The sequence below is a fragment of the Caballeronia sp. AZ7_KS35 genome, assembly GCF_023631045.1.
In the GTDB taxonomy this organism is placed as follows: domain Bacteria; phylum Pseudomonadota; class Gammaproteobacteria; order Burkholderiales; family Burkholderiaceae; genus Caballeronia; species Caballeronia zhejiangensis.
This window is the reverse complement of sequence record NZ_JALQDV010000001.1, coordinates 216,091-233,765: the sequence shown is the minus strand read 5'-3', so window position 1 is coordinate 233,765 and position 17,675 is coordinate 216,091. Positions and strand designations below refer to the sequence as shown.

20 protein-coding genes and 1 tRNA gene are annotated in these 17,675 nt (G+C 55.9%); 8 read left to right on the top strand and 13 right to left on the bottom strand.

The features are described from left to right. Window positions 1–4: 4 nt before the first annotated feature. Together NCT05_RS01135 and NCT05_RS01130 are read right to left on the bottom strand one after the other, a co-directional pair. Complete coding sequence (locus NCT05_RS01135; RefSeq protein WP_175979695.1) at window positions 5–475, bottom strand: SgcJ/EcaC family oxidoreductase; 471 nt, start codon at window positions 473–475, stop codon at window positions 5–7. Beyond that, window positions 472–1,098, bottom strand: a complete 627-nt coding sequence (locus NCT05_RS01130) for a LysE family translocator (protein ID WP_239294320.1) — start codon at window positions 1,096–1,098, stop codon at window positions 472–474. The genes NCT05_RS01135 and NCT05_RS01130 overlap by 4 nt, the downstream gene beginning before the upstream one ends. 400 nt (window positions 1,099–1,498) lie before the next feature. Between NCT05_RS01130 and sap1 the strand changes: the two genes are divergently transcribed. After that, complete coding sequence (sap1, locus tag NCT05_RS01125) at window positions 1,499–1,843, top strand: surface attachment protein Sap1 (RefSeq protein ID WP_008352233.1); 345 nt, start codon at window positions 1,499–1,501, stop codon at window positions 1,841–1,843. Between the two features lie 40 nt (window positions 1,844–1,883). Here the strand turns inward: sap1 and NCT05_RS01120 are convergent, their stop codons facing one another. Continuing rightward, the gene (locus NCT05_RS01120; RefSeq protein ID WP_250501616.1) at window positions 1,884–2,102 is read right to left on the bottom strand and encodes a hypothetical protein; all 219 of its coding nucleotides are present in this window, start codon (window positions 2,100–2,102) and stop codon (window positions 1,884–1,886) included. On the opposite strand from NCT05_RS01120, the gene NCT05_RS01115 reads away from it, so the two are divergent. Then, window positions 2,096–2,647, top strand: a complete 552-nt coding sequence (locus tag NCT05_RS01115) for a YaeQ family protein (protein WP_250501615.1) — start codon at window positions 2,096–2,098, stop codon at window positions 2,645–2,647. The two genes, NCT05_RS01120 and NCT05_RS01115, sit on opposite strands and share 7 nt — an antisense overlap. Before the next feature lie 3 nt (window positions 2,648–2,650). Here NCT05_RS01115 and NCT05_RS01110 read toward each other — a convergent pair whose 3' ends face one another. Together NCT05_RS01110 and NCT05_RS01105 are read right to left on the bottom strand one after the other, a co-directional pair. Next, complete coding sequence (locus tag NCT05_RS01110) at window positions 2,651–3,058, bottom strand: VOC family protein (protein WP_250459477.1); 408 nt, start codon at window positions 3,056–3,058, stop codon at window positions 2,651–2,653. Window positions 3,059–3,166: 108 nt separating this feature from the next. Beyond that, window positions 3,167–3,238 (bottom strand) — tRNA-Ala (locus tag NCT05_RS01105). A gap of 76 nt (window positions 3,239–3,314) precedes the next feature. Here NCT05_RS01105 and NCT05_RS01100 point away from each other — a divergent pair. Beyond that, entirely contained in the window at window positions 3,315–4,295 is a 981-nt protein-coding gene (locus NCT05_RS01100; RefSeq protein WP_250501614.1) for an integrase, read from the top strand. A 68-nt stretch (window positions 4,296–4,363) separates the two neighbouring features. On the opposite strand, the gene NCT05_RS01095 is transcribed toward NCT05_RS01100, so the two are convergent. The 7 genes from NCT05_RS01095 to NCT05_RS01065 form a co-directional block, all read right to left on the bottom strand. Next, the gene (locus NCT05_RS01095) at window positions 4,364–4,801 is read right to left on the bottom strand and encodes a hypothetical protein (RefSeq protein ID WP_250501613.1); all 438 of its coding nucleotides are present in this window, start codon (window positions 4,799–4,801) and stop codon (window positions 4,364–4,366) included. Between the two features lie 32 nt (window positions 4,802–4,833). Next, on the bottom strand, window positions 4,834–5,121 hold the full coding sequence (locus NCT05_RS01090; RefSeq protein ID WP_250501612.1) for a hypothetical protein: 288 nt from the start codon (window positions 5,119–5,121) through the stop codon (window positions 4,834–4,836). Between the two features lie 150 nt (window positions 5,122–5,271). Further along, complete coding sequence (locus tag NCT05_RS01085) at window positions 5,272–6,009, bottom strand: hypothetical protein (RefSeq protein WP_250501611.1); 738 nt, start codon at window positions 6,007–6,009, stop codon at window positions 5,272–5,274. 20 nt (window positions 6,010–6,029) lie between these two features. After that, a complete protein-coding gene (locus NCT05_RS36935; RefSeq protein WP_250501610.1) occupies window positions 6,030–6,677 on the bottom strand; it encodes an HNH endonuclease in 648 nt (215 codons plus the stop codon). 13 nt (window positions 6,678–6,690) lie between these two features. Further along, window positions 6,691–7,686 (bottom strand): restriction endonuclease, encoded by a 996-nt coding sequence (locus NCT05_RS01075; RefSeq protein WP_250501609.1) that lies wholly within the window; start codon window positions 7,684–7,686, stop codon window positions 6,691–6,693. A gap of 630 nt (window positions 7,687–8,316) precedes the next feature. Continuing rightward, entirely contained in the window at window positions 8,317–9,399 is a 1,083-nt protein-coding gene (locus NCT05_RS01070) for an ADP-ribosylglycohydrolase family protein (RefSeq protein ID WP_250501608.1), read from the bottom strand. A gap of 364 nt (window positions 9,400–9,763) precedes the next feature. After that, window positions 9,764–10,366, bottom strand: a complete 603-nt coding sequence (locus NCT05_RS01065) for a recombinase family protein (RefSeq protein WP_250501607.1) — start codon at window positions 10,364–10,366, stop codon at window positions 9,764–9,766. A 530-nt stretch (window positions 10,367–10,896) separates the two neighbouring features. Here NCT05_RS01065 and NCT05_RS01060 point away from each other — a divergent pair. The 4 genes from NCT05_RS01060 (at window position 10,897) to NCT05_RS01045 (ending at window position 14,459) form a co-directional block, all read left to right on the top strand. Further along, window positions 10,897–11,793 carry an endonuclease/exonuclease/phosphatase family protein gene (locus tag NCT05_RS01060; protein WP_250501606.1) on the top strand — a complete coding sequence of 299 codons (897 nt, stop codon included), beginning with the start codon at window positions 10,897–10,899 and terminating at the stop codon, window positions 11,791–11,793. Window position 11,794: 1 nt separating this feature from the next. Further along, window positions 11,795–12,247: a hypothetical protein gene (locus NCT05_RS01055; protein WP_250501605.1), complete on the top strand. Its 453-nt coding sequence runs from the start codon at window positions 11,795–11,797 to the stop codon at window positions 12,245–12,247. Between the two features lie 6 nt (window positions 12,248–12,253). Beyond that, window positions 12,254–12,445: a hypothetical protein gene (locus NCT05_RS01050; protein ID WP_250501604.1), complete on the top strand. Its 192-nt coding sequence runs from the start codon at window positions 12,254–12,256 to the stop codon at window positions 12,443–12,445. 1,639 nt (window positions 12,446–14,084) lie between these two features. Then, window positions 14,085–14,459, top strand: coding sequence for a hypothetical protein (locus NCT05_RS01045; RefSeq protein ID WP_250501603.1), 375 nt, complete (start codon window positions 14,085–14,087; stop codon window positions 14,457–14,459). Window positions 14,460–14,764: 305 nt separating this feature from the next. Here the strand turns inward: NCT05_RS01045 and NCT05_RS01040 are convergent, their stop codons facing one another. After that, on the bottom strand, window positions 14,765–15,508 hold the full coding sequence (locus NCT05_RS01040; RefSeq protein WP_250501602.1) for an HNH endonuclease: 744 nt from the start codon (window positions 15,506–15,508) through the stop codon (window positions 14,765–14,767). Between the two features lie 326 nt (window positions 15,509–15,834). Here NCT05_RS01040 and NCT05_RS01035 point away from each other — a divergent pair, with 326 nt between their 5' ends. Then, on the top strand, window positions 15,835–17,535 hold the full coding sequence (locus tag NCT05_RS01035; RefSeq protein ID WP_250501601.1) for an N-6 DNA methylase: 1,701 nt from the start codon (window positions 15,835–15,837) through the stop codon (window positions 17,533–17,535). Window positions 17,536–17,675 lie beyond the last annotated feature (140 nt).

Genomic DNA, 17,675 nt, shown 5'->3' with positions numbered 1-17,675 from the left:
ATAACTACGCGCCCGCCGGTTTGCCGAGCTCGCGCAATTCCACGCTGAGCTTTTCGCTTTCTTCCGGCCGTCCGTGAAACGCGGCAGGCGTGTTCTGGAACATCTCGATCCGGTACACGCCATCGCAAAGCGACAGCACCATCGTCTGAACCGCGCTCAGACTCGGCTCGAGCGCCGTCGCGCCGCGCGGCCACATGCCCGCGACGGCACGCAGCAGCAACGTCTGCCCGTTCGCCATGCGCCTCACCTCGCGCACCTTCGCGACGAAACGCGGCGTCGGATGCTGGGCGAATATCGGCTGAAGATGCGCCTCGATGCAGGCGCGCCCGTCGATGGCGCTGCCGTCGAAACCGACAAGACTGCCGCGCTCCGTGAAGCGCGCCGCCATCGCGGCCGCGTCCTGCCTGTTCCAGTCGTCGAGCAGGCCGAAATACACGCGCCGCGCGCTTGCGGTCCAATCGTCCGGCTGACTCATGCTGCTTTTTTCCATGCCGCGGCGAAAATGCCCGCGCCCATCAGGAGCGCGCCGCCGGTGCGGTTCACCGCGCGCTGCACGGAAGCCTTGCGGATCGCCTTGCGCGCGCCGGACGCGAGCAGCGCGTAGGCGAACGCGTTGGCGGCCGCCAGTCCGACGAAGGTTGCTTCGAGAATCGCGATCTGCGACACGCTCGCCGCGTGCGGATCGACGAATTGCGGCACGAACGCGACAAAGAAAATGATGCTCTTCGGGTTCAACGTCGTAACGGCGTATGCGTGGGCCATGATTCGGCTCGTGCGCAGTTCGCCGGTAGGCTGGACCGCGTCCGTATCGACCACCGGCGCGCGCCAAAGCTTGATGCCGAGGTACACGAGATACGCCGCGCCGATCCACTTCACGACCATGAACAATTCAGCCGATGCCGCCAGCACCACGCCGAGGCCGAGCATTGATGCGGTCATCGCGGTAAGGTCGCCGAGCGCGACGCCGATGGTCGTCGCGAATGCGTACTTGCGGCCGTGGCCGAGCGCGTAGGACACGACGAGCAGCACGGTTGGGCCGGGAATTGCGACGAGGATCGCCGACGCGATCGCGAACGGCAGCCATTGGGCAAGGGTCATGCTTGATCTCCAGAGTTCGATGCGTCGATTTATCCATGAACGCCGAACGCTTGCAATAGGCCGATTGGCCATCTTGACGCGCGCAGAGCGCATCGGTCGTTATGTGTTGGATCAGTCTCACGTGCGTCTAATGCAACGCACCACGCGCGCGCGGGAGGCAAATTGTCGCAGTCCTTCCGGCATAAGAGCGAGCTTTCATTCCTTTTCGCGCTTCGTTTCGCGATTTTTATCTGGATTTCAATCACCGCTTCACATGAAAAGCGCCTGCGACATTCTGACGTGTTGCGGTCGCACATAACATATGCTTGCAAGTTTGCCTCGCTCAACTAGCATGAGTTTTGCGGTCAGCCGCTTTTAAATACATAGCTAATTTCGAAACGGTTTCGTTTGGGGGCTATACATGAAAAGACGCGTCGGTATTCTCTTCGCGATGATGGGTTTGTTTGCAACCGTTTCCGCAGCGCAAGCCCAGGACGGCGTTATTCAGCCTCAGCAGACGTTCACTTTCAGGCCAAACTCGTATGGCTGCTTATCCAAGGACAAGTTCGATTCGGCCGATCAACACGCGAAAGCCGGCGAGCATCAGAAGATGCAGCAGTTCTTCGAGGGTTTCGAATGCATTTCGACTCCGGTCGATTCGCATTTTCGCGTGATTCGCGTGGTGGGCCATGACATCGAATTCGTCAACGCCTCAAATAGCGACACGCAAGGTATGTGGACCGCGGATCGTTTCATCGATCAATAAGCGGTTCCTCGCAGAATATCCAGCCGACGATCCGGCGCGATTATTGAATTGCGCCGGAAGCGGGATTTATCCGTGAATTAATCGTCGGCAACAGGCCATCGATCCATTCCGCCGCGATCGAAGCACGATCGTGCGCGTCGGCGTCTTCCAAATTTCCTTCGATTCCCCGCACAATGTCGGTTTGGCGCGCAAACGCTCGCGCCATCTCGACAATTCTTTTCCGCTGGCCGAAAGACCGGCGTCCGATGCTGAATGGCACTCAAATCCACGATCTACAAGGCAGACCTGCAAATTGCCGACATGGATCGCCACTACTACGGCGATCATTCCCTGACCATTGCGCGCCATCCCTCGGAGACGGACGAACGGATGATGGTGCGCGTCGCCGCGTTCGGCATGTTCGCCGACGAGCGTCTCGAATTCTGCAAAGGCTTGTCCGACACGGATGAGCCCGATCTGTGGCAAAAGGATCTCACCGGACAGATCCAGACGTGGATCGAAGTCGGCCAGCCGGACGAACGGCGCATCTCGAAGGCGAGTGGCCGCTCGGAGCGCGTGATCGTGATCGCGTATGCGGGAAAGACCGCGGATATCTGGTGGAACGGCGTGAAGGGCAAGGTCGAACGGTTGCAGAACGTGACGGTACGGTCGCTCGCGGATGGCACCGCAGAAGCGCTCGGCAAGCTGGCCGAACGGACGATGCGTTTGCAGATGATGGTGCAGGACGGCGACGTCACGCTAGGCAGCGAGACTGCCGACGCCGTCGCGATCCGCTGGAACGTTCTGAAGGACGGCGCGGCCTGAACATCAGACGTCGGGCGGACCTTTGAACTCGATCATGTTGCCTTCCGGATCGAAGAAATAGAGCGACGGGCCGAAGCCTTCGGCGCCGTATCGTCGCGCCTCTTCACCGATGCGCGCGCCATGCTTTTCGAGATGCGCGCGTAACGTGTCGGCATCGAACGGTTCGACGCGCACGCACAGATGATCCATATTGCGACCCGCGCCGGGCTGACCGCTCTCCGGCCGATCGATTTTCGCGCCGACGGCCAGCAGATCGATCAGCGAACGGCCCGCGCGCATCTGCACGAGGCCGATATCGCGCTGCTCCTTCTCGACCGGACAACCTAATACGACGCGATAGAAGTCCACCATGCGGTCGAGATCGGCGCAGCGGATGACGACGTGGTCGATTTCGCGGATTTCGAAGTGCATGCGGGCCTCGCATGTTTTGTATGGCGATCAGTTTAGCCGGTTGGGGAAGTGCAGATGGGTGCAGAAATGGGAAAGGGCCTGGGGTTTGAGGCAGGCCCTTTGGATTCGTGGTGGGAGGAGGAGGATCGAACTCCCGACCTTCGCATTGCGAACGCGACGCTCTCCCAGCTGAGCTACCCCAAAAATCAATGGGTTAGCTGTTTTTTCCGTCCTCATTGAACCGGTTTGTCACCCTGCTGTCACCCTTGGAGTAGTGATGGCAACGATTCGACAACGCAACGACCGCTGGCAGGCAATCGTGAAGCGGCAGGGTTATCAAACCCAATCGAAGTCTTTCGCGCTTCGGAAAGATGCGGAGAAATGGGCGAGACAGCAAGAACGGCTGATCGATGCCGGGCAATGGATGGACACTTCGGACGACCGGAAGGTCCTGCTGTCGGAACTTCTTGATCGGTATGCGAAGGAGGTTAGTACCGGCAAGCGGGGCAGTCGCGCCGAATCTTACAGGATTGAAACCTTCAAAAAATTGGGCCTCGCCAAGCACTCGGTCTACACCATTACCCCACAGATGGTCGCATCGTGGCGGGATGCTCGGCTTGCGGAGGTGTCGTCAGGAACTGCATTGCGAGAACTACAGCTTCTTGGACACGTATTCAGCATCGCGATCCGCGAATGGGGAATTCGTCTACCAAGCAATCCTGTCAGCCTCATCCGAAAGCCGCGATCCGGCAGGGCGCGAGATCGGGTACTGACGGCGTCCGAGAGGACTGCGCTGATCGCCGCTTGCAACCAGTGCCAGAACCCTTGGATCAGACCGGTGGTCGTGTTCGCCCTCGAAACCGCTGCCAGACGCGGCGAAATTCTTGCGTTGACGTGGGACGATGTGGACCTGCAAAACAGAACGGCTGTTCTACGGGTCACGAAGACCGGGCAACCGCGAAGGATACCGCTGTCGTCCGCATGCGCCGCCATGCTCGATGCGCTTCCTCGTAGCCTTGATGGACGTGCTTTTCCGGTTTCAATGGAAGCCTTGAAACAGGCATATGAACGAGCAGTTACGAGGGCGGGCATCACCAACTTCACGTTCCACGATCTGAGACACGACGCACTGACGAAGTTGGCAAAGCAGGGCCTTTCGGTTCTCGAACTTCGCGCCATCTCGGGTCACACAACGGCGAATATGCTTCAACGATACGTGTCGATTGATGCGTGCGAACTGGCGATGAAGCTTGGATGAACGTTGCGGAGAACACGGAGGTAGCCTCCACCATGTAGTCGGCAGAACGGGAGTTCCCCGCACAACGGTTAAGTCTCCTCGTCGGGCGGGCGTGTGTTGAAATCGGTAGTGACGATTAAAGCGGACCGACGATACGGCACTGTGAACGCGACGAAGCACCATGCCAAGCGGCCTGACGCGGCGAGAGTTAGCAACTGGTGAAAGTGGCCCTCCGTCATGTCAACTACGCCCTGCAAGATTGGCTTGATCGATATGAATGCGCCAACGTTCGGCACGTCGGTATTGCCAATGTCCGGCTTCTCCGTTGGCGACACTTGGATCATGAACCGAGTCACATCATTTACCGCTTCTGTCAACTCACCCTCGAACTGAATCGATGCGTGACTCCCGCGACTCGGTTGGCGACCGCGAGGCCGGTCTGCACGCTCTGACACGCTCGCATCCCAACTGGTAATTCGCCCGTATCGACCTAACAGTTCGCGCCGCCCGCGCTGAGATTTCTGCATGACGTGGCTCCTTCATTGCGGCGAACCAAGGACTACTGCTCTACAGGCGGCAGTGCACCCACAATCCTGCCTCCATGAATACGGTAAGAACCGTGGCGAAGCCCGTCCGCAGTCTTCGCCCGCACCGAGTAACCGTGTCGATAGACCTTGTCCTTCACGACCGCGATGTCCGTGATCTCCTCGGCCAAACCGTGCGCGTCTCGGTTTCCCGGTGCTGCAACTCGGAAAGCCACGTTTCCCGTGAGCCGATTCTTGATCGTATAAGGGTAAAGCTCGGCCCCTGTCTCGTGAATTAAGCAGAACGTCTTATCGATTGTCATTGCGATTCCAGATTCAAGTTCACCGCAAGCATTACCTTCATTACCTTCCGCGCTTCCTGACCCATTTGATTTAACCGATGTGTAACCTCTTGGACGGCACCGGACAGCAAGATGCTGGTATCGGCGCATCGTTGATCCACCCTTCCTTGGTCAGGGGTGCGTGCCGATCAAGTGCGCCTTGTTCATCGCGTTGTCCAGCAACACGACGCCGTCGAACGTAGTGCTGAATCGATGCGAGAACACCGCTTCGTCTAGAGACCATGTCGCGGACCCGCTGAACCCCTGCAACACGATCAACAGCCAGACGTTCTCAACGCGTTTCCGGTACGCAGCAACCTTGCATTCCTTCTTGTCAATCGCGGTTTGCACATCGGCTGGCGACGCAACCGGTACCCACCACGCACTGACCGGCTGCCACCGAGAGCGAGGGCAGTTCGGATGATGGTGCAGCCAGACGGAAACAAACAAGTCCGATTCGAAATCCTTGACCTCTTCCAACCTAACCGACAGCACACCCGAGGGTATCGACACGATCCGGCAACCGACTATTGCAGCAAGCTTGGTTGCCGCCGAATCTTGATCCTTCTGACTGAGCGCGAGATGCTCCCGGAAGATTACTTTCACATCGAGGCAGTCGGCCTCAATGGCGCGCAGGAAACGGGTCCGGGCTTTCTCGCAGATCAGTCTGCGCGTTTCTTCGACCGCACGAACCTCCCCACGCAGCATCTCGGTCACTTCAACGCCATACCGTCCTCCTGGTCGGTCCACAACGATGTCAGGTTCCTCTCCGGTTGCATCGACAGTCCCGGTCGGCCAGAAAGTTACCAACCCTTGCGCGCGTTCGAAGAAGAAAGATTCCGCACGTTTTTTGCACTCCGCTTTCAACATGTTCCCGGGACTCGGATTCACTAAATGCGGTTCCCCTTCGTCAGGTTGCATCGCTCGCACAACAACTGGATGTTTCTAACGGTGTTGCTCCCGCCGCGCGAGAACGGCACGATATGGTCGAAGCACAACTTTTCGCGTGTACTGCATTCCACACAACGCCCACCATCTCGCTGCCAGACCTCTCGCTGGACGACGCGAGGAATTGCTTCTCGACGTGGTCGCGGCTCAGGCGTCTTCGGCATGTTCGAAGCGTCGATTTTGACCGGGCTTTCAAAATCTTCGACCTCACGCGTCACTTCGGGCAACGGCAGCGAGTCTCGAAGCGCCTTGGTAAACGCGATGAAGCCGTCCGCTTCGCTTTCAGTTCTAACGTGTAGTTTCAATGCCGGCTGCCCCCGTTTGAGACCGGGCGAAGCATATGTGTTGCTATGGCGTCCAGATTCTGCTGGATATTCCAAGGCGATCTCTGGAATCGTCTGTCCGTCATCTGGGTACGGAAGCCAAATATAAGCTCCTTGTCCACTCGCAGGCTGATCGATTTGCAAGACAGCGCCAAGGTCAGGGCGAACGTTCCATGCCATAACCTTAACCGTCTGTCGCACGCATTCGCCAAACTCGTCAGCCAGTCGGTCGGCCATCCTTTGAATCATCTTGTTATGGTGTTCCACGCTATCGCTGACCTCAGGCAGGAAGGTACGTCCGCTTCAACGGTACAAGGCGCTTCGTCTCGGCGTCGGTGTCTTCGTAATGGTCGATCAACGCACGCACAACGTGGTCTGATGTCCACAGCGTCAGGGGCACTGATGCACGGTCAGCCTCGTAGTACGCCTCCTTACTGAACCCGCCAGTGCTTACGAACAGGCCACGATCATCGGGGTGACGTCCGCCAAGGAAGCTTCGGATTTGGCTGGTACCCATCTGGCCTTTTCGATGCTTCACCTCCACAATGATTCGTGGGTGCTCGAATCCGAAGCCGTCAGGGGATGCGATGATGTCCTTTCCCCGGTCACTGCCAGCCGGAGAAACCTGCGTCTTGTATCCCATCGCCCGAAGGATTCCAGCGACTAGTTCCTGCATCTCGGCCCAATCCAGTTTGCTAATGATGTCCTTGATCTGTTCGAGCGCGAGTGCTTCCATACCTGACAGCGGATCGGCTTCTACCTGTTCTTCCAAAACCTCCGGCGCTGGCTGCATAGGCGCGCCCGTTGCCTCTCCAAGAAGCTCCTGCATCGCAAAATCGGCAACGACAAATACGGTCAGCGTCGAACCAAGGCTGTTCTTTGTGGCGTCGGTCAAGCTGTCGCGTTCGACTTCTTTCTCTTTCCAAGCAACGTTCCGTACTAACGCCATCCCGGCGTCCGCCAGATCAGCGCGATATTCGCAGTCACCCGTGACTTTGCCGATGAGGTACGTTCGGTTCGCAGGAGAATAAGTGACAACAAGATCGCCGGTCTTTATCTCGTTCATAAACCGCCAAACCTGCGAGGCACCGGAGATGGCTGTCTTTTCTTTAGTCGCAGGTTCCAGCGACTTGTAAAGATCGGTCAACTCCTTTCTAGTCGTGCCGACTTTGGCGTGAGCAGCAAGCTGCGTCCAGCCTATAGCCGCGACACCTCGTTCGCGAAACTCCTCGTAAAGGCTTCCTCCGTCCGCCCGGATCATCCACATCGTTCCCATCGAATACCCCGTCTAACTCGCTTGTCGTTTTTCTGGCCGCGTCGATCTCATCCGGTCCGCGCACCGACTGCTGCGGAGATCGGTCTTCTCCGGTTCGGTGATTAGGTAGCAGCCTTCGAATCACGCGCCGTCAAACACCGGAACTGTACTTCGGCGGACGCGTATGTCCCGAAGCCCGAATCTCTTCCAGTGCTGCCAACAGGCGACATAACACGCCCTTGATCTGCGCAATACTTCGATGCATCTTGGAACATGCGGGCCTTGACGGCGCTCGCCGAGAAATCGGTGAACTTCCCTAGACCACCAATCATGTACAAATCAGGGCCGATCTGTACTACCCCGTCCGTCCCGGTGGTAGCGCAGCCCGACAAAACGGCAAGCATCAGTCCGGCACCCATGAATCGACGCATCATTCCAGTCCCCTCGACTTTGCGCAAAGCCGGTATAACGGCCTCATCGCTCTAGTCTTTAACGCTGAACGATCATCAAGACATGCCGCCGCTTCGAAACGCCAACCGAGACTTGCGCAGAGGTGGAGCGTCTGTCGTCTGGACGAAACAACGCTTACTTCATGGGTGCCTCCGTGAGGGGCCTCGTTTGAAGATTTCGGGCGGGTAACCACTGACCGTACTACCTCGCGCGACGCCGACGCTCGCGTGCTTCACTCCAATCAATAAGCACACTCGGCATCCCATCTACGCCGCCCCCTCCCCATTCATCGTCCTCGAACGGTTCCGGGGTCGGCCTTTTTGCCAACATGTCGAGCAACGATTCGATCAGGTCGAAGCCGCGCAATTGGTCCAACCATCGCGTCGGAATACCATCAATCCCGAAGCTGAGACCTGCAAGCCCGCACGCAACAGCAGCGGTTGAATCTGTATCGTTCCCGAACTGGATCGCCGCCCGCGCGACACCTTGGAATGTTCCCTCTTCAAGCGCCGTTTTTGCGGTCAGTAGCGTATCAAGCACATAGCCAGTTCCGCGCGGCGTCTCTGTCTTCAAAAATTGCCGCAGTACATCTAGTTCCGCAAGGAATGTGCGGGCAGACGCTTCATCCGCCCATTGCTCATAGACCGCTTGCAGACGCGCGTCCGCCCATGTCCAAGGGTCATCGAGCTTCCATAGGTATGCGCGTGCCACAAGCGAATAAATCGCACATGCCACCTGCGACCGTGGATGTGCGTGTGTGGGAAGCGATTGAACGTGCGCTGCGCCGACGACGGCCCGGTCTGAACCTGGATGCCACAATGCCAACGGCAAAACGCGCATCAAACTGCCATTTCCGTTGTCCCTTTCGCCGCTACCGCCGGATTCACGCGGCGACTTGCCTTCTCGAAGTCGTTGCAATGCCCGCGATGTCTGAATGCCGATGTCGAACACGTCGCCATCCACGGCCATGTAACCTTCGTCCGCCCATTGCAGCAACCTCTGCGCAAAGTCCGAGAGCGAGAATCGCCCGCACTGCAACAGACTTGCTAGAAGGCAAATGGCCTGCGATCCGTCGTCACTCCACGTTCCCGGCGAGACACCGGAGTGTGCGGTTTGGAATCCGGGCGGCGGCGTCATTTCGATAAGTTCTCGCGCTGGAATGCTGGCGGCGTTGTGGAATTCGAAGCTCACGCCCAACGCGTCGCCTACGAGAAGTCCCACGATTCCGCCCACACGTTCGTCGTCGCAGCCTGCCAGTGAAAGAAAGCCATTGTCATTCCCCATAGACATCTCTCCCGTAGTTATTTGACAGTTTCGCGAACGCGCGAAAGGCATTGCCTGTGACCACTGGCGGCGACAATCACCTGCAATCGTTGAGGCAACAATCGCCCCTCGCCATTGGCGACGACTGTCACCGTCACGATTGACGACGACAATGACCCATCCCATTGGGGCGACAATCACCTGCAATCATTGGCGGCGACAATCATCGGATACGATTGGTCTACAGTCGGCGGCCCCGCTGGTCCATTGTGGGCGGTTCCTTCTGGTACACAGTCGGCAACATCATTGGCGGCTACAGTCGGCAAAACCGTTGCGGTCCGCAGTCAAACAGGTTTGATAACCGCCGCGACCACCGCTGTCACCGCTATACCATCTCGGTCACTGTTGACCTTACCATCGTGTCCCGCACACGCATGATGGTTTGTCGGCTGGTACCCATCTCCCTCGCGATTTGCGCGACCGAGATTCCCCCTCGAAGACGTTCGGTCACGACAGTACGTTGTGCATCCGACAAAGCCGACGGTCGTCCGAATACTTTGCCCTCTGCCTTTGCTCGCCGAAGTCCGGCTTGGGTTCGTTCGATGAGAAGGTCCCGCTCAAATTCGGCGACCGCGCTGATGACACCCATCGTCATCTTTCCTGCTGGACTAGTGAGGTCCACGCCACCAAGGGCGAGACAGTGAACCCGAACTCCGATGGACGCCAGTCGCTCGACTGTGGACCGTACATCTATGGCGTTGCGTCCCAGCCTATCAAGTTTCGTGACGATCAGCACGTCACCTTCCTCTAGCCGGTCCATCAGTTTGGCAAACCCTTTGCGCTCGAAAGCAGGAACCGACCCGCTGACGGTCTCGGCAATGACGCGCTGCTTCGTTACTGCAAACCCGGCTGCTGCGATTTCTTGTACTTGATTGTCCGTCGTCTGATCGGCAGTCGATACCCGGCAGTAAGCGAATATACGTGTCATAAGCACCTTGAAGTGTCCTAAATGGGGGTACGAATGTTACTCTATGTACGAAACGTATACAAGCTATTTTTTCGACATGTCCAAAATGGGGAGTCGTGATCTGCTGGATTTCGGACAGGGGTAGGACGTCCTTTCTCGTTCGCATCTTCTGTTTGGCATCCGAAGGCTATCGGCTACGCTATTCTGAGCGTTCCTTACGTACCTAAAGGGAACCACACATGAGCTCGGGTTCCAAGGAAGTCATCGACGCAGGCGAGGAAATGCCTGCCACTACCGTTCTGCAAGCCCAAACACAAGCGGAATCCATAAGCAACGTCGCTGCAATGCGCTACTATGTCATCGCGTACCGACCACGATTCCGCCACTCACACCGAGCGCGAAGAACCGCGAGGCGGCGACCGGCGTCGCGATCCGTTTCGCGCATCGTGGAGGTCAGTGCAGCACGGATGATGTCGCGAACGATGGAGGTCTGCGCCCTACACTCCAATAAAGCGTTTCCTAACCGATAGGGTTGATGCAGCAACGGCACGATGAAACTGTCCTTCGCTTGGTGGAATACTAGTCTTTCGCCCTTGGCACGACCGAACCGTGCAACGCCCGAAGAAAGAAAGCTGGCGTCAGAGTTGATCCAGTTGTTGGCGGAACAACTGCAAGTTGATGCGATTGCATTGGGAGAGGTTTCGCAGGAAGACATAGAGTACCTGAGTCCGGGTTTGCAATCCCTCGGCTACGAACTGAAAAGCGGAATCGCTAAAATCGGCCGAACCGCGTTCGATACATGCGTACTATACAGGCCCGAGAAGCTGGTCTTAATCGGCTATCAGGACCTTGTCTCGCGGAAGTCGGCCAGCACGCTAAAGGTCGCTCAACGGATTGATTTTCTGATCGGACAAGATGAACCGACACTCCATCTTTTCGTATCGCATTGGCCGAGTAGGCTCTGGTGTCACGAAAACGATGCCGATCGACATCTTCTTGGTGTCCGATTAAGAGACGAACTGGAACGGACTGGCTTCCAGGACGGCAATGCGCATGCCGTGATTCTCGGCGACTTTAACGACGAACCATTTGATCCAGCTATTTCAAAGCAGTTGCGGGCAACGCGCGACAGGCAACTTGCCTCCAAAAAACCTGACCTACTTTATAACCCCTTCTGGCGACGCATGGGCGCTACCAGACCCTACTCGGCTGGTAGTTTAGAAAAAGGGCTGAGCGGCAGTTACTTCTATCACTCTCACGCCTACGATAAATGGCGAACTTTCGATCAGATAATCTTTTCTTCGTCGTTCCTCGGCAGGACAAATTGGCACCTACGAGAAGACCTCATTGACATTGTCGATGTGGCGAGTTATACGGAGATCGTACAGAATGGGACGATGAACTTCGATCACCTTCCTGTTATCGGCGTAGTCGAAAAGGCAATATAAAATGGCAAATTTTCTCGAATCATTCAACAAAGGAATTGCTGCCGCGAGAGACGCGGAGAGAAACAAGGCCGAGATTCAAGAGGTTTTTGATGATCTAAACCAGCAGCTTGCGGTGGCAACGGCCGGTAAAGTCGCAATTCGCCGCAGACAGTTCAATGCGGCGATTGACATTCTGGGGCAGAAGAACGCGCTCTTGTCGCTACTGCGGCCCGAGAAATACTGGGGGCTCGCAGCGATCTTCTTACCGAGCGGCACCGTCGAAGCAACAGAGCTTGCCAAATGGGAAGAGGAGAACAGCGGCTATCCATGCACAGTAACTATCGGAAGTCAACGATACGTGTGTGAAGATAGAGCGGCCCTGGAAGGGGTGCTAGAAACGGTTCTCGCCGATCCTTCGGTCGGGGAGGTTTTGCACGCGCTGATGCAGATGCCAATCCCCGTCAGCAAGGCGTAGGTCACGGTGGATGCGCGCTATATTCTGGACAAGAAGTCGAACGTGTATCTTTTCACCGGGCAAAGTGGCTTCAACACCGAACAAATCGCATTCGGGTCAACCACTCCCGGATCGTTCGCACCAAGTGCAGACGGCACTGTGACGACCTGTGTCGCAATTGGCGAACTGGAACAAGCAGTGTTGCAGCAACTCCACTGAGCAACACGCGACGGTTTGGAACGAAGCCGGAACAGCGGTGAACTGTTCGGGCTTTTGTTTTCCTTGTCCCGAAACACGGAACCGAACAGGGTTTGAAGGTCAAGTCAGGTAACGCGTAACCGCACATTCCCGCGAAGTTCAGGACCGATGCAGCCATGATCCGGTGAAGGTCCGCGTGACGGTTCGTGCAGTGGCGATTCAACGTCAGTGCAAGGGCATAGGCCGGTTCCTGACTTGTTGGTGACGGAAAGGACCAGCGATGAACAAACCAATCGCTATGCGGCTGTAGCGAAGCGGAAGCCAGCATCTTGTGAGGAAGCGAAGCGCAGCGCAGCGGACGAGCAATTCACTTGTTGCCAGTGAAGTCAGATCGGTTCTGCTTTTGTCTTGTGAAGTAAAAAGGCCCCACCAGTCGTGGATTACGTGACCGATTGGGTTTTCCTGTTTGTGCGTCTCAGATAGGCAACTTCGTATTCAGTTCTGGCGAGGCCCGCACCAGGCGCTGATCTTGACCGATGAAGTTTCACTTGTACCTGTCGTTTCCTCAGTTTTCGATTTCTTAGCCGTCGCTTCGCGCCGTCTAGGTGTACCGCTTGGCCCCGCTGTTATTGAATTGACTGCACTAGTCCGAACCTCGCTTCGCTCGGTTGGTCGCTTCGCTCCTATCACTTGTTTTGTAGTTACTTGTGACTGACCGGTGACGAACTGATGCTTTAACTGTCTGGTAACAGTGAACAGCCCGCTTCGCGGGAAGGTTAAGAAAAACCCCTCAAAAACTAACATAGATGAAATCTATAGACGTGCCGAATCCTTCCTAGGGGATGGGGTTGAAACGGGATTCTGCCCCGCCGACAGATTTACACTGTCTCCATGTTTTTCTGCTCACCGCCGAAGCGGGTGGCTAATCGATCGTCACATGATCTTTCGCTTTAGACTCGACTGCTACTAGGTGGAAATCCTACGTACACGCATTCAGATACTGTCATGTTGCTTCTGAATCCGCCCGTGACCGGCCACCGTTTGGTCTTCGAGTTCACCGGGAGCGATAGGTATCCCGGATTTGATTTGTTTTCGCACCCTTGATGGGCTAACGCAGGAACTGTTTTCTGTCCCTGTCATCGACTGGTCTGTTTCCCACTCGGTCCTACTGTCCCACCTACTATTTATACAAACGAAGATTTTGAGATTCGGTCGCCCCGTGTCACAACACAACATCGTTGAAGGCAATGGAGAAAAACACGCTTACACACGACTGACGCACGGTCGAACGAAGTACATCGGGTCACTCACCGGAGCGACCCTGCACTTGGTTACTGCTAGAGGGAAGTCATATAGCGCCGGACAAGAACAGTCCAGGCGTTGCGACAGAAGTCGCTGCGAGCACCCACCACGGCTGGGCGAAGCTATAAAACAACGACCGTTATACCGGAATGCCGCTGCGCTGTCAACGAGACACTTGCAATTCGAGGCAAACTGTTGTAGCGCGGCGACTCTTGCTACCTAGCGATCGCCCTCCCGATCGGAGACATAGGACACGGGGCAACGGGATTCATTTTCTCTGCGTCATAGTTCCCGCTTCGCTACCAAACCCCAGCTAGAATCCGATTTCCGATCTATGCCGATCCGGGGACACGCTTATATGCTTTTTTCCATTGACAGCGAGAAGTACATCACCGACATCCCGTATGAAAAGGACTTTCGCCGCTGGAAAAGCCGGCTCTCTCAGTCAGAATACGACGCTATCGTGGCCGAACTGAACAACCGAATCGACGGCGGCGAAATTCACACGTCAAGCTGGATACCGGGCAACGACTGGTCCGATACAGTCTACGATCCGATCTACCGGAAGGCGTGCGAATACGATGAAGTCGAATCCGGCAAATGCTTTGGACTGTTCGTCTGGGTCGTCCTACAACAGCACCAAGATGTCTGGTCGTTTGGGCGCTATGAGAAAGACGGCGTGCCGATCCGTGGACTGACCTACTTCAAGCTCGACAATCCGCCGCCGCGTTAAACGCGGACGGAACCGGCATCGTCGCGATCTCAATGGTCGCAGATAAAGATCAAGCAACGCACAGCGTCACAACTGCGCGGTCCACGTCATGACGAAGCACAGCCCTTACGAAGACGCCAAAGACAACTACGACGATCCGGTCGATTACTACGACGACATCATCGAAGACGCGTCCGAACCGGAACCCGATGACGATGACGATGACTAATTGAAGGTCAGGTCGAGCCGTTACCCGAACCACTGCCGCATGAACAACCGCGTTTGCTTCCAGTTCATTGTCTTCCCCGCACCAGCCAATCACGCGGTCAGTCGGTTTGCCGCGCCGCCAGCATCGACTTCAATTCGTGAATATCGATAGCTGGTCGCTGCGTGTGAAGCATGGCGTGACAGTTCGGGCATACCGGTCGAAGGTCGGCGCGTGGATCAACTTCATACTTCGCGCCGATGCTGGCAATGTCGGTCAGGTGATGCACGTGGATAAATCCGAACCCCATCTCGCCGTAGGTTCTGTGAAAGTCAAAGCCGCAGACGTAGCAGGCAGTGCCCCAATGTCGGATGCATTCTATTCGGGCGCGCCGGTCCCGCTCGTATTGATTGACAAGGACTTGCCGTGTCGCCCCCTCAACGAAATTTCGATCATCGGATCGAGACGCGGACACCTCGTCGGGGTAGATTGGCTCGGCAGCAACCGATAACAAGGCGGAATATTGCTCATAAAGCCGTCGTTCTCGACGACAGGCGGACTTGCGGATCGGTTCTAGATATTCAATGTGTGCCAACAACGACGACAGTGCCAGTCTTAGCCCTTCTGGCCCGAGTTCGCGGAAGATTCGGTCCAGCATGAATGTGGCTGTTGGCCCTGTTAATGTTCGTCGATAGCGTTCACCGCGCCGCATGTGCTGGTAATTCCGAATGCAGGCGGCGGCTACTGCCCTCGACACCCCCGCAGCTTCCAGTCCGTCGATCGCGCGTGCTGCCCTTTGGTTGCCAGCGTAGACACGCTTGGCCGCTTCGTACATTGCTGAGATCTGACCTTCCGTCAATGCCATCTGCCTTCCCCCAGCTATCAATCATTACGCCAATGCGATCTCCGTGGACCATCACAACGCTGATCAATCGGTCAACGCAGGTGCATCAGTCGCTTCCATCAATTGTCCCATAGCCCGCCCGGCCGGCTGAGCATCCAGGCGCGACAATTGTGCCCGCGGTCCTTCGGCTCGGTGATACAGCACTGCAAGCAGCGTGCTTATTGGTTTTCGCGTCTTCCACCCCAGCAAGCCTGTACTTGGAGACATGAGCATGACCTAGCTTTTCGTAGCGTCAGCCCTCAAAATGACGGGTTATCGCTTTCGCAGCAAGGATCAAGGTCAACTCGATGAAAAAAAGTCAGGACGCTCAAAATACCGCGCCGGTGAGTGACGAGGAACTCGCGGCAAGCGAGAGCAATGCAGAAACAGCAGAGGTCATTGACGCCCCCGTTGGGCCCAAAGATGGATACATAGTTGACTTCATCAGCGGGCGACACGTCAAGGACTCCCCAGAGGCGCGCGAAGCCGTTCAGATATTCTCGCGCATGCTGGTGGAGGATTATGGTTATCCGGTCGCGAATATCCAAACGAGGCCTCAATATCGCGTCAAGGTCCGTCCGAGCGATACAAAAAAAGAATATCCGATTGATATAGCCGTTTTCGGAAATGACGACAAGGTAGAGGACAATCTCTATGTTGTCGTCGAATGCAAAAAGCGCAACCGCAAGGACGGCTTGACCCAGCTTCAAGATTACCTCCGATTTTGCAATGCAACTCTTGGAGTCTGGTTCAACGGCGCGGAAAGCCTCTTTCTAAAGAAAATCGAAAAGTCCGGAAAGGTTCTTTTCGAAGAGATTCCCAACATTCCCTTGTTCGGTCAACGTATTGAAGACGTCGGACTGTTCAAGCGTCAAGATCTTCGACCGGCAACCAATCTTAAAAGCATTTTCAAAGTCATTCGCAACTATCTCGCCGCAAACGCCGTCGGCATTACGCGGGACGAAATTTTTGCGCAGCAGCTAATTAACCTGATCTTCTGCAAGATCTATGACGAGAAGTTCACGAAGCCGGATCAAATCGTCGCATTCCGCGCTGGGGTGGGAGAGCATAACGACGATGTGAAAGCACGGATTGAAAATCTCTTCGAACATGTCAAAAAGCGCTATAAAGACGTCATCGAAGTGACGGATACCATCCAGTTGGATGCTGCGTCTTTGACCTATATCGTGGGCGCTTTGCAGCTTTATGCACTATCCGAATGCGAACGAGACGCAGTTGGCGAAGCCTTCGAGACTTTTATTGGGCCTTCATTGAAGGGGCCGCAAGGGCAGTTCTTCACACCTCGCAATGTCGTAAAGATGGTCATCGATATGGTCGACCCAGGCCCTGACGATAAAATCATTGACCCAGCTTGTGGATCGGGGGGGTTTCTGGTGGAGGCACTTCGACACGTCTGGCGAAAGGTCGAAGCGCAAGGGGACGAATATAAATGGCCCGAGTCCGCTATCGAAACCGAAAAACAAAAGGTTGCCATCGATAAATTTCGTGGTATCGACAAAGATGCTTTCCTCTCCAAAGTCGCCAAGGCCTACATGGCTATCCTCGGGGACGGTCGAGGTGGCGTTTTTTGCGAAAACAGTCTTGAACAGCCAAGGAACTGGCACAGAAAAACAAAAGATGGCGTTCAGCTTGGTTCATTTGATGTCGTCGTAACCAATCCTCCCTTCGGGAAAAAACTTGCTATCGAAGGCGAAGAATTGCTCACTACTTTTGATCTCGGTCATTCGTGGAAAGCCGATGATGACGGCATCTTTGCAAAAGGGGGGATTCAAGACAAACAAGCCCCGCAAATCCTGTTCATCGAGCGCTGCCTAGATCTCCTGAAAGACGGTGGCAAACTCGGTATTGTGCTTCTAGAAAGCATCTTCGGAATGCCGAAGTATCGCTACGTTGTCGATTTCATCACTCGACAGGCGAATTCCTTGCCATCGTCACTTTGCCGGAAGACCTATTTCAGCCTTACACACATGCGAAGACGTGTGTTGTAGTGATGCAAAAGACTTCCAAACCCGCGCCACATCCCATCTTCATGTGTGACGTCAAGTGGTGCGGACATGATAGTCGCGGAAATCCGACATGGACGCTAGACAGGGACGGACAGCGGGTCCTTCTCGACGAGGTGCCTCAG

What these genes read in the sequence shown, in the direction of transcription:
- NCT05_RS01135 (WP_175979695.1), bottom strand. Translation starts at nt 475, where the DNA reads ATGAGTCAGCCGGACGATTGGACCGCAAGCGCGCGGCGCGTGTATTTC.
- NCT05_RS01130 (WP_239294320.1), bottom strand. Translation starts at nt 1,098, where the DNA reads ATGACCCTTGCCCAATGGCTGCCGTTCGCGATCGCGTCGGCGATCCTC.
- sap1 (WP_008352233.1), top strand. Translation starts at nt 1,499, where the DNA reads ATGAAAAGACGCGTCGGTATTCTCTTCGCGATGATGGGTTTGTTTGCA.
- NCT05_RS01115 (WP_250501615.1), top strand. Translation starts at nt 2,096, where the DNA reads ATGGCACTCAAATCCACGATCTACAAGGCAGACCTGCAAATTGCCGAC.
- NCT05_RS01110 (WP_250459477.1), bottom strand. Translation starts at nt 3,058, where the DNA reads ATGCACTTCGAAATCCGCGAAATCGACCACGTCGTCATCCGCTGCGCC.
- NCT05_RS01100 (WP_250501614.1), top strand. Translation starts at nt 3,315, where the DNA reads ATGGCAACGATTCGACAACGCAACGACCGCTGGCAGGCAATCGTGAAG.
- NCT05_RS01095 (WP_250501613.1), bottom strand. Translation starts at nt 4,801, where the DNA reads ATGCAGAAATCTCAGCGCGGGCGGCGCGAACTGTTAGGTCGATACGGG.
- NCT05_RS01090 (WP_250501612.1), bottom strand. Translation starts at nt 5,121, where the DNA reads ATGACAATCGATAAGACGTTCTGCTTAATTCACGAGACAGGGGCCGAG.
- NCT05_RS01085 (WP_250501611.1), bottom strand. Translation starts at nt 6,009, where the DNA reads ATGTTGAAAGCGGAGTGCAAAAAACGTGCGGAATCTTTCTTCTTCGAA.
- NCT05_RS01075 (WP_250501609.1), bottom strand. Translation starts at nt 7,686, where the DNA reads ATGGGAACGATGTGGATGATCCGGGCGGACGGAGGAAGCCTTTACGAG.
- NCT05_RS01070 (WP_250501608.1), bottom strand. Translation starts at nt 9,399, where the DNA reads ATGGGGAATGACAATGGCTTTCTTTCACTGGCAGGCTGCGACGACGAA.
- NCT05_RS01065 (WP_250501607.1), bottom strand. Translation starts at nt 10,366, where the DNA reads ATGACACGTATATTCGCTTACTGCCGGGTATCGACTGCCGATCAGACG.
- NCT05_RS01060 (WP_250501606.1), top strand. Translation starts at nt 10,897, where the DNA reads ATGAAACTGTCCTTCGCTTGGTGGAATACTAGTCTTTCGCCCTTGGCA.
- NCT05_RS01055 (WP_250501605.1), top strand. Translation starts at nt 11,795, where the DNA reads ATGGCAAATTTTCTCGAATCATTCAACAAAGGAATTGCTGCCGCGAGA.
- NCT05_RS01045 (WP_250501603.1), top strand. Translation starts at nt 14,085, where the DNA reads ATGCTTTTTTCCATTGACAGCGAGAAGTACATCACCGACATCCCGTAT.
- NCT05_RS01040 (WP_250501602.1), bottom strand. Translation starts at nt 15,508, where the DNA reads ATGGCATTGACGGAAGGTCAGATCTCAGCAATGTACGAAGCGGCCAAG.
- NCT05_RS01035 (WP_250501601.1), top strand. Translation starts at nt 15,835, where the DNA reads ATGAAAAAAAGTCAGGACGCTCAAAATACCGCGCCGGTGAGTGACGAG.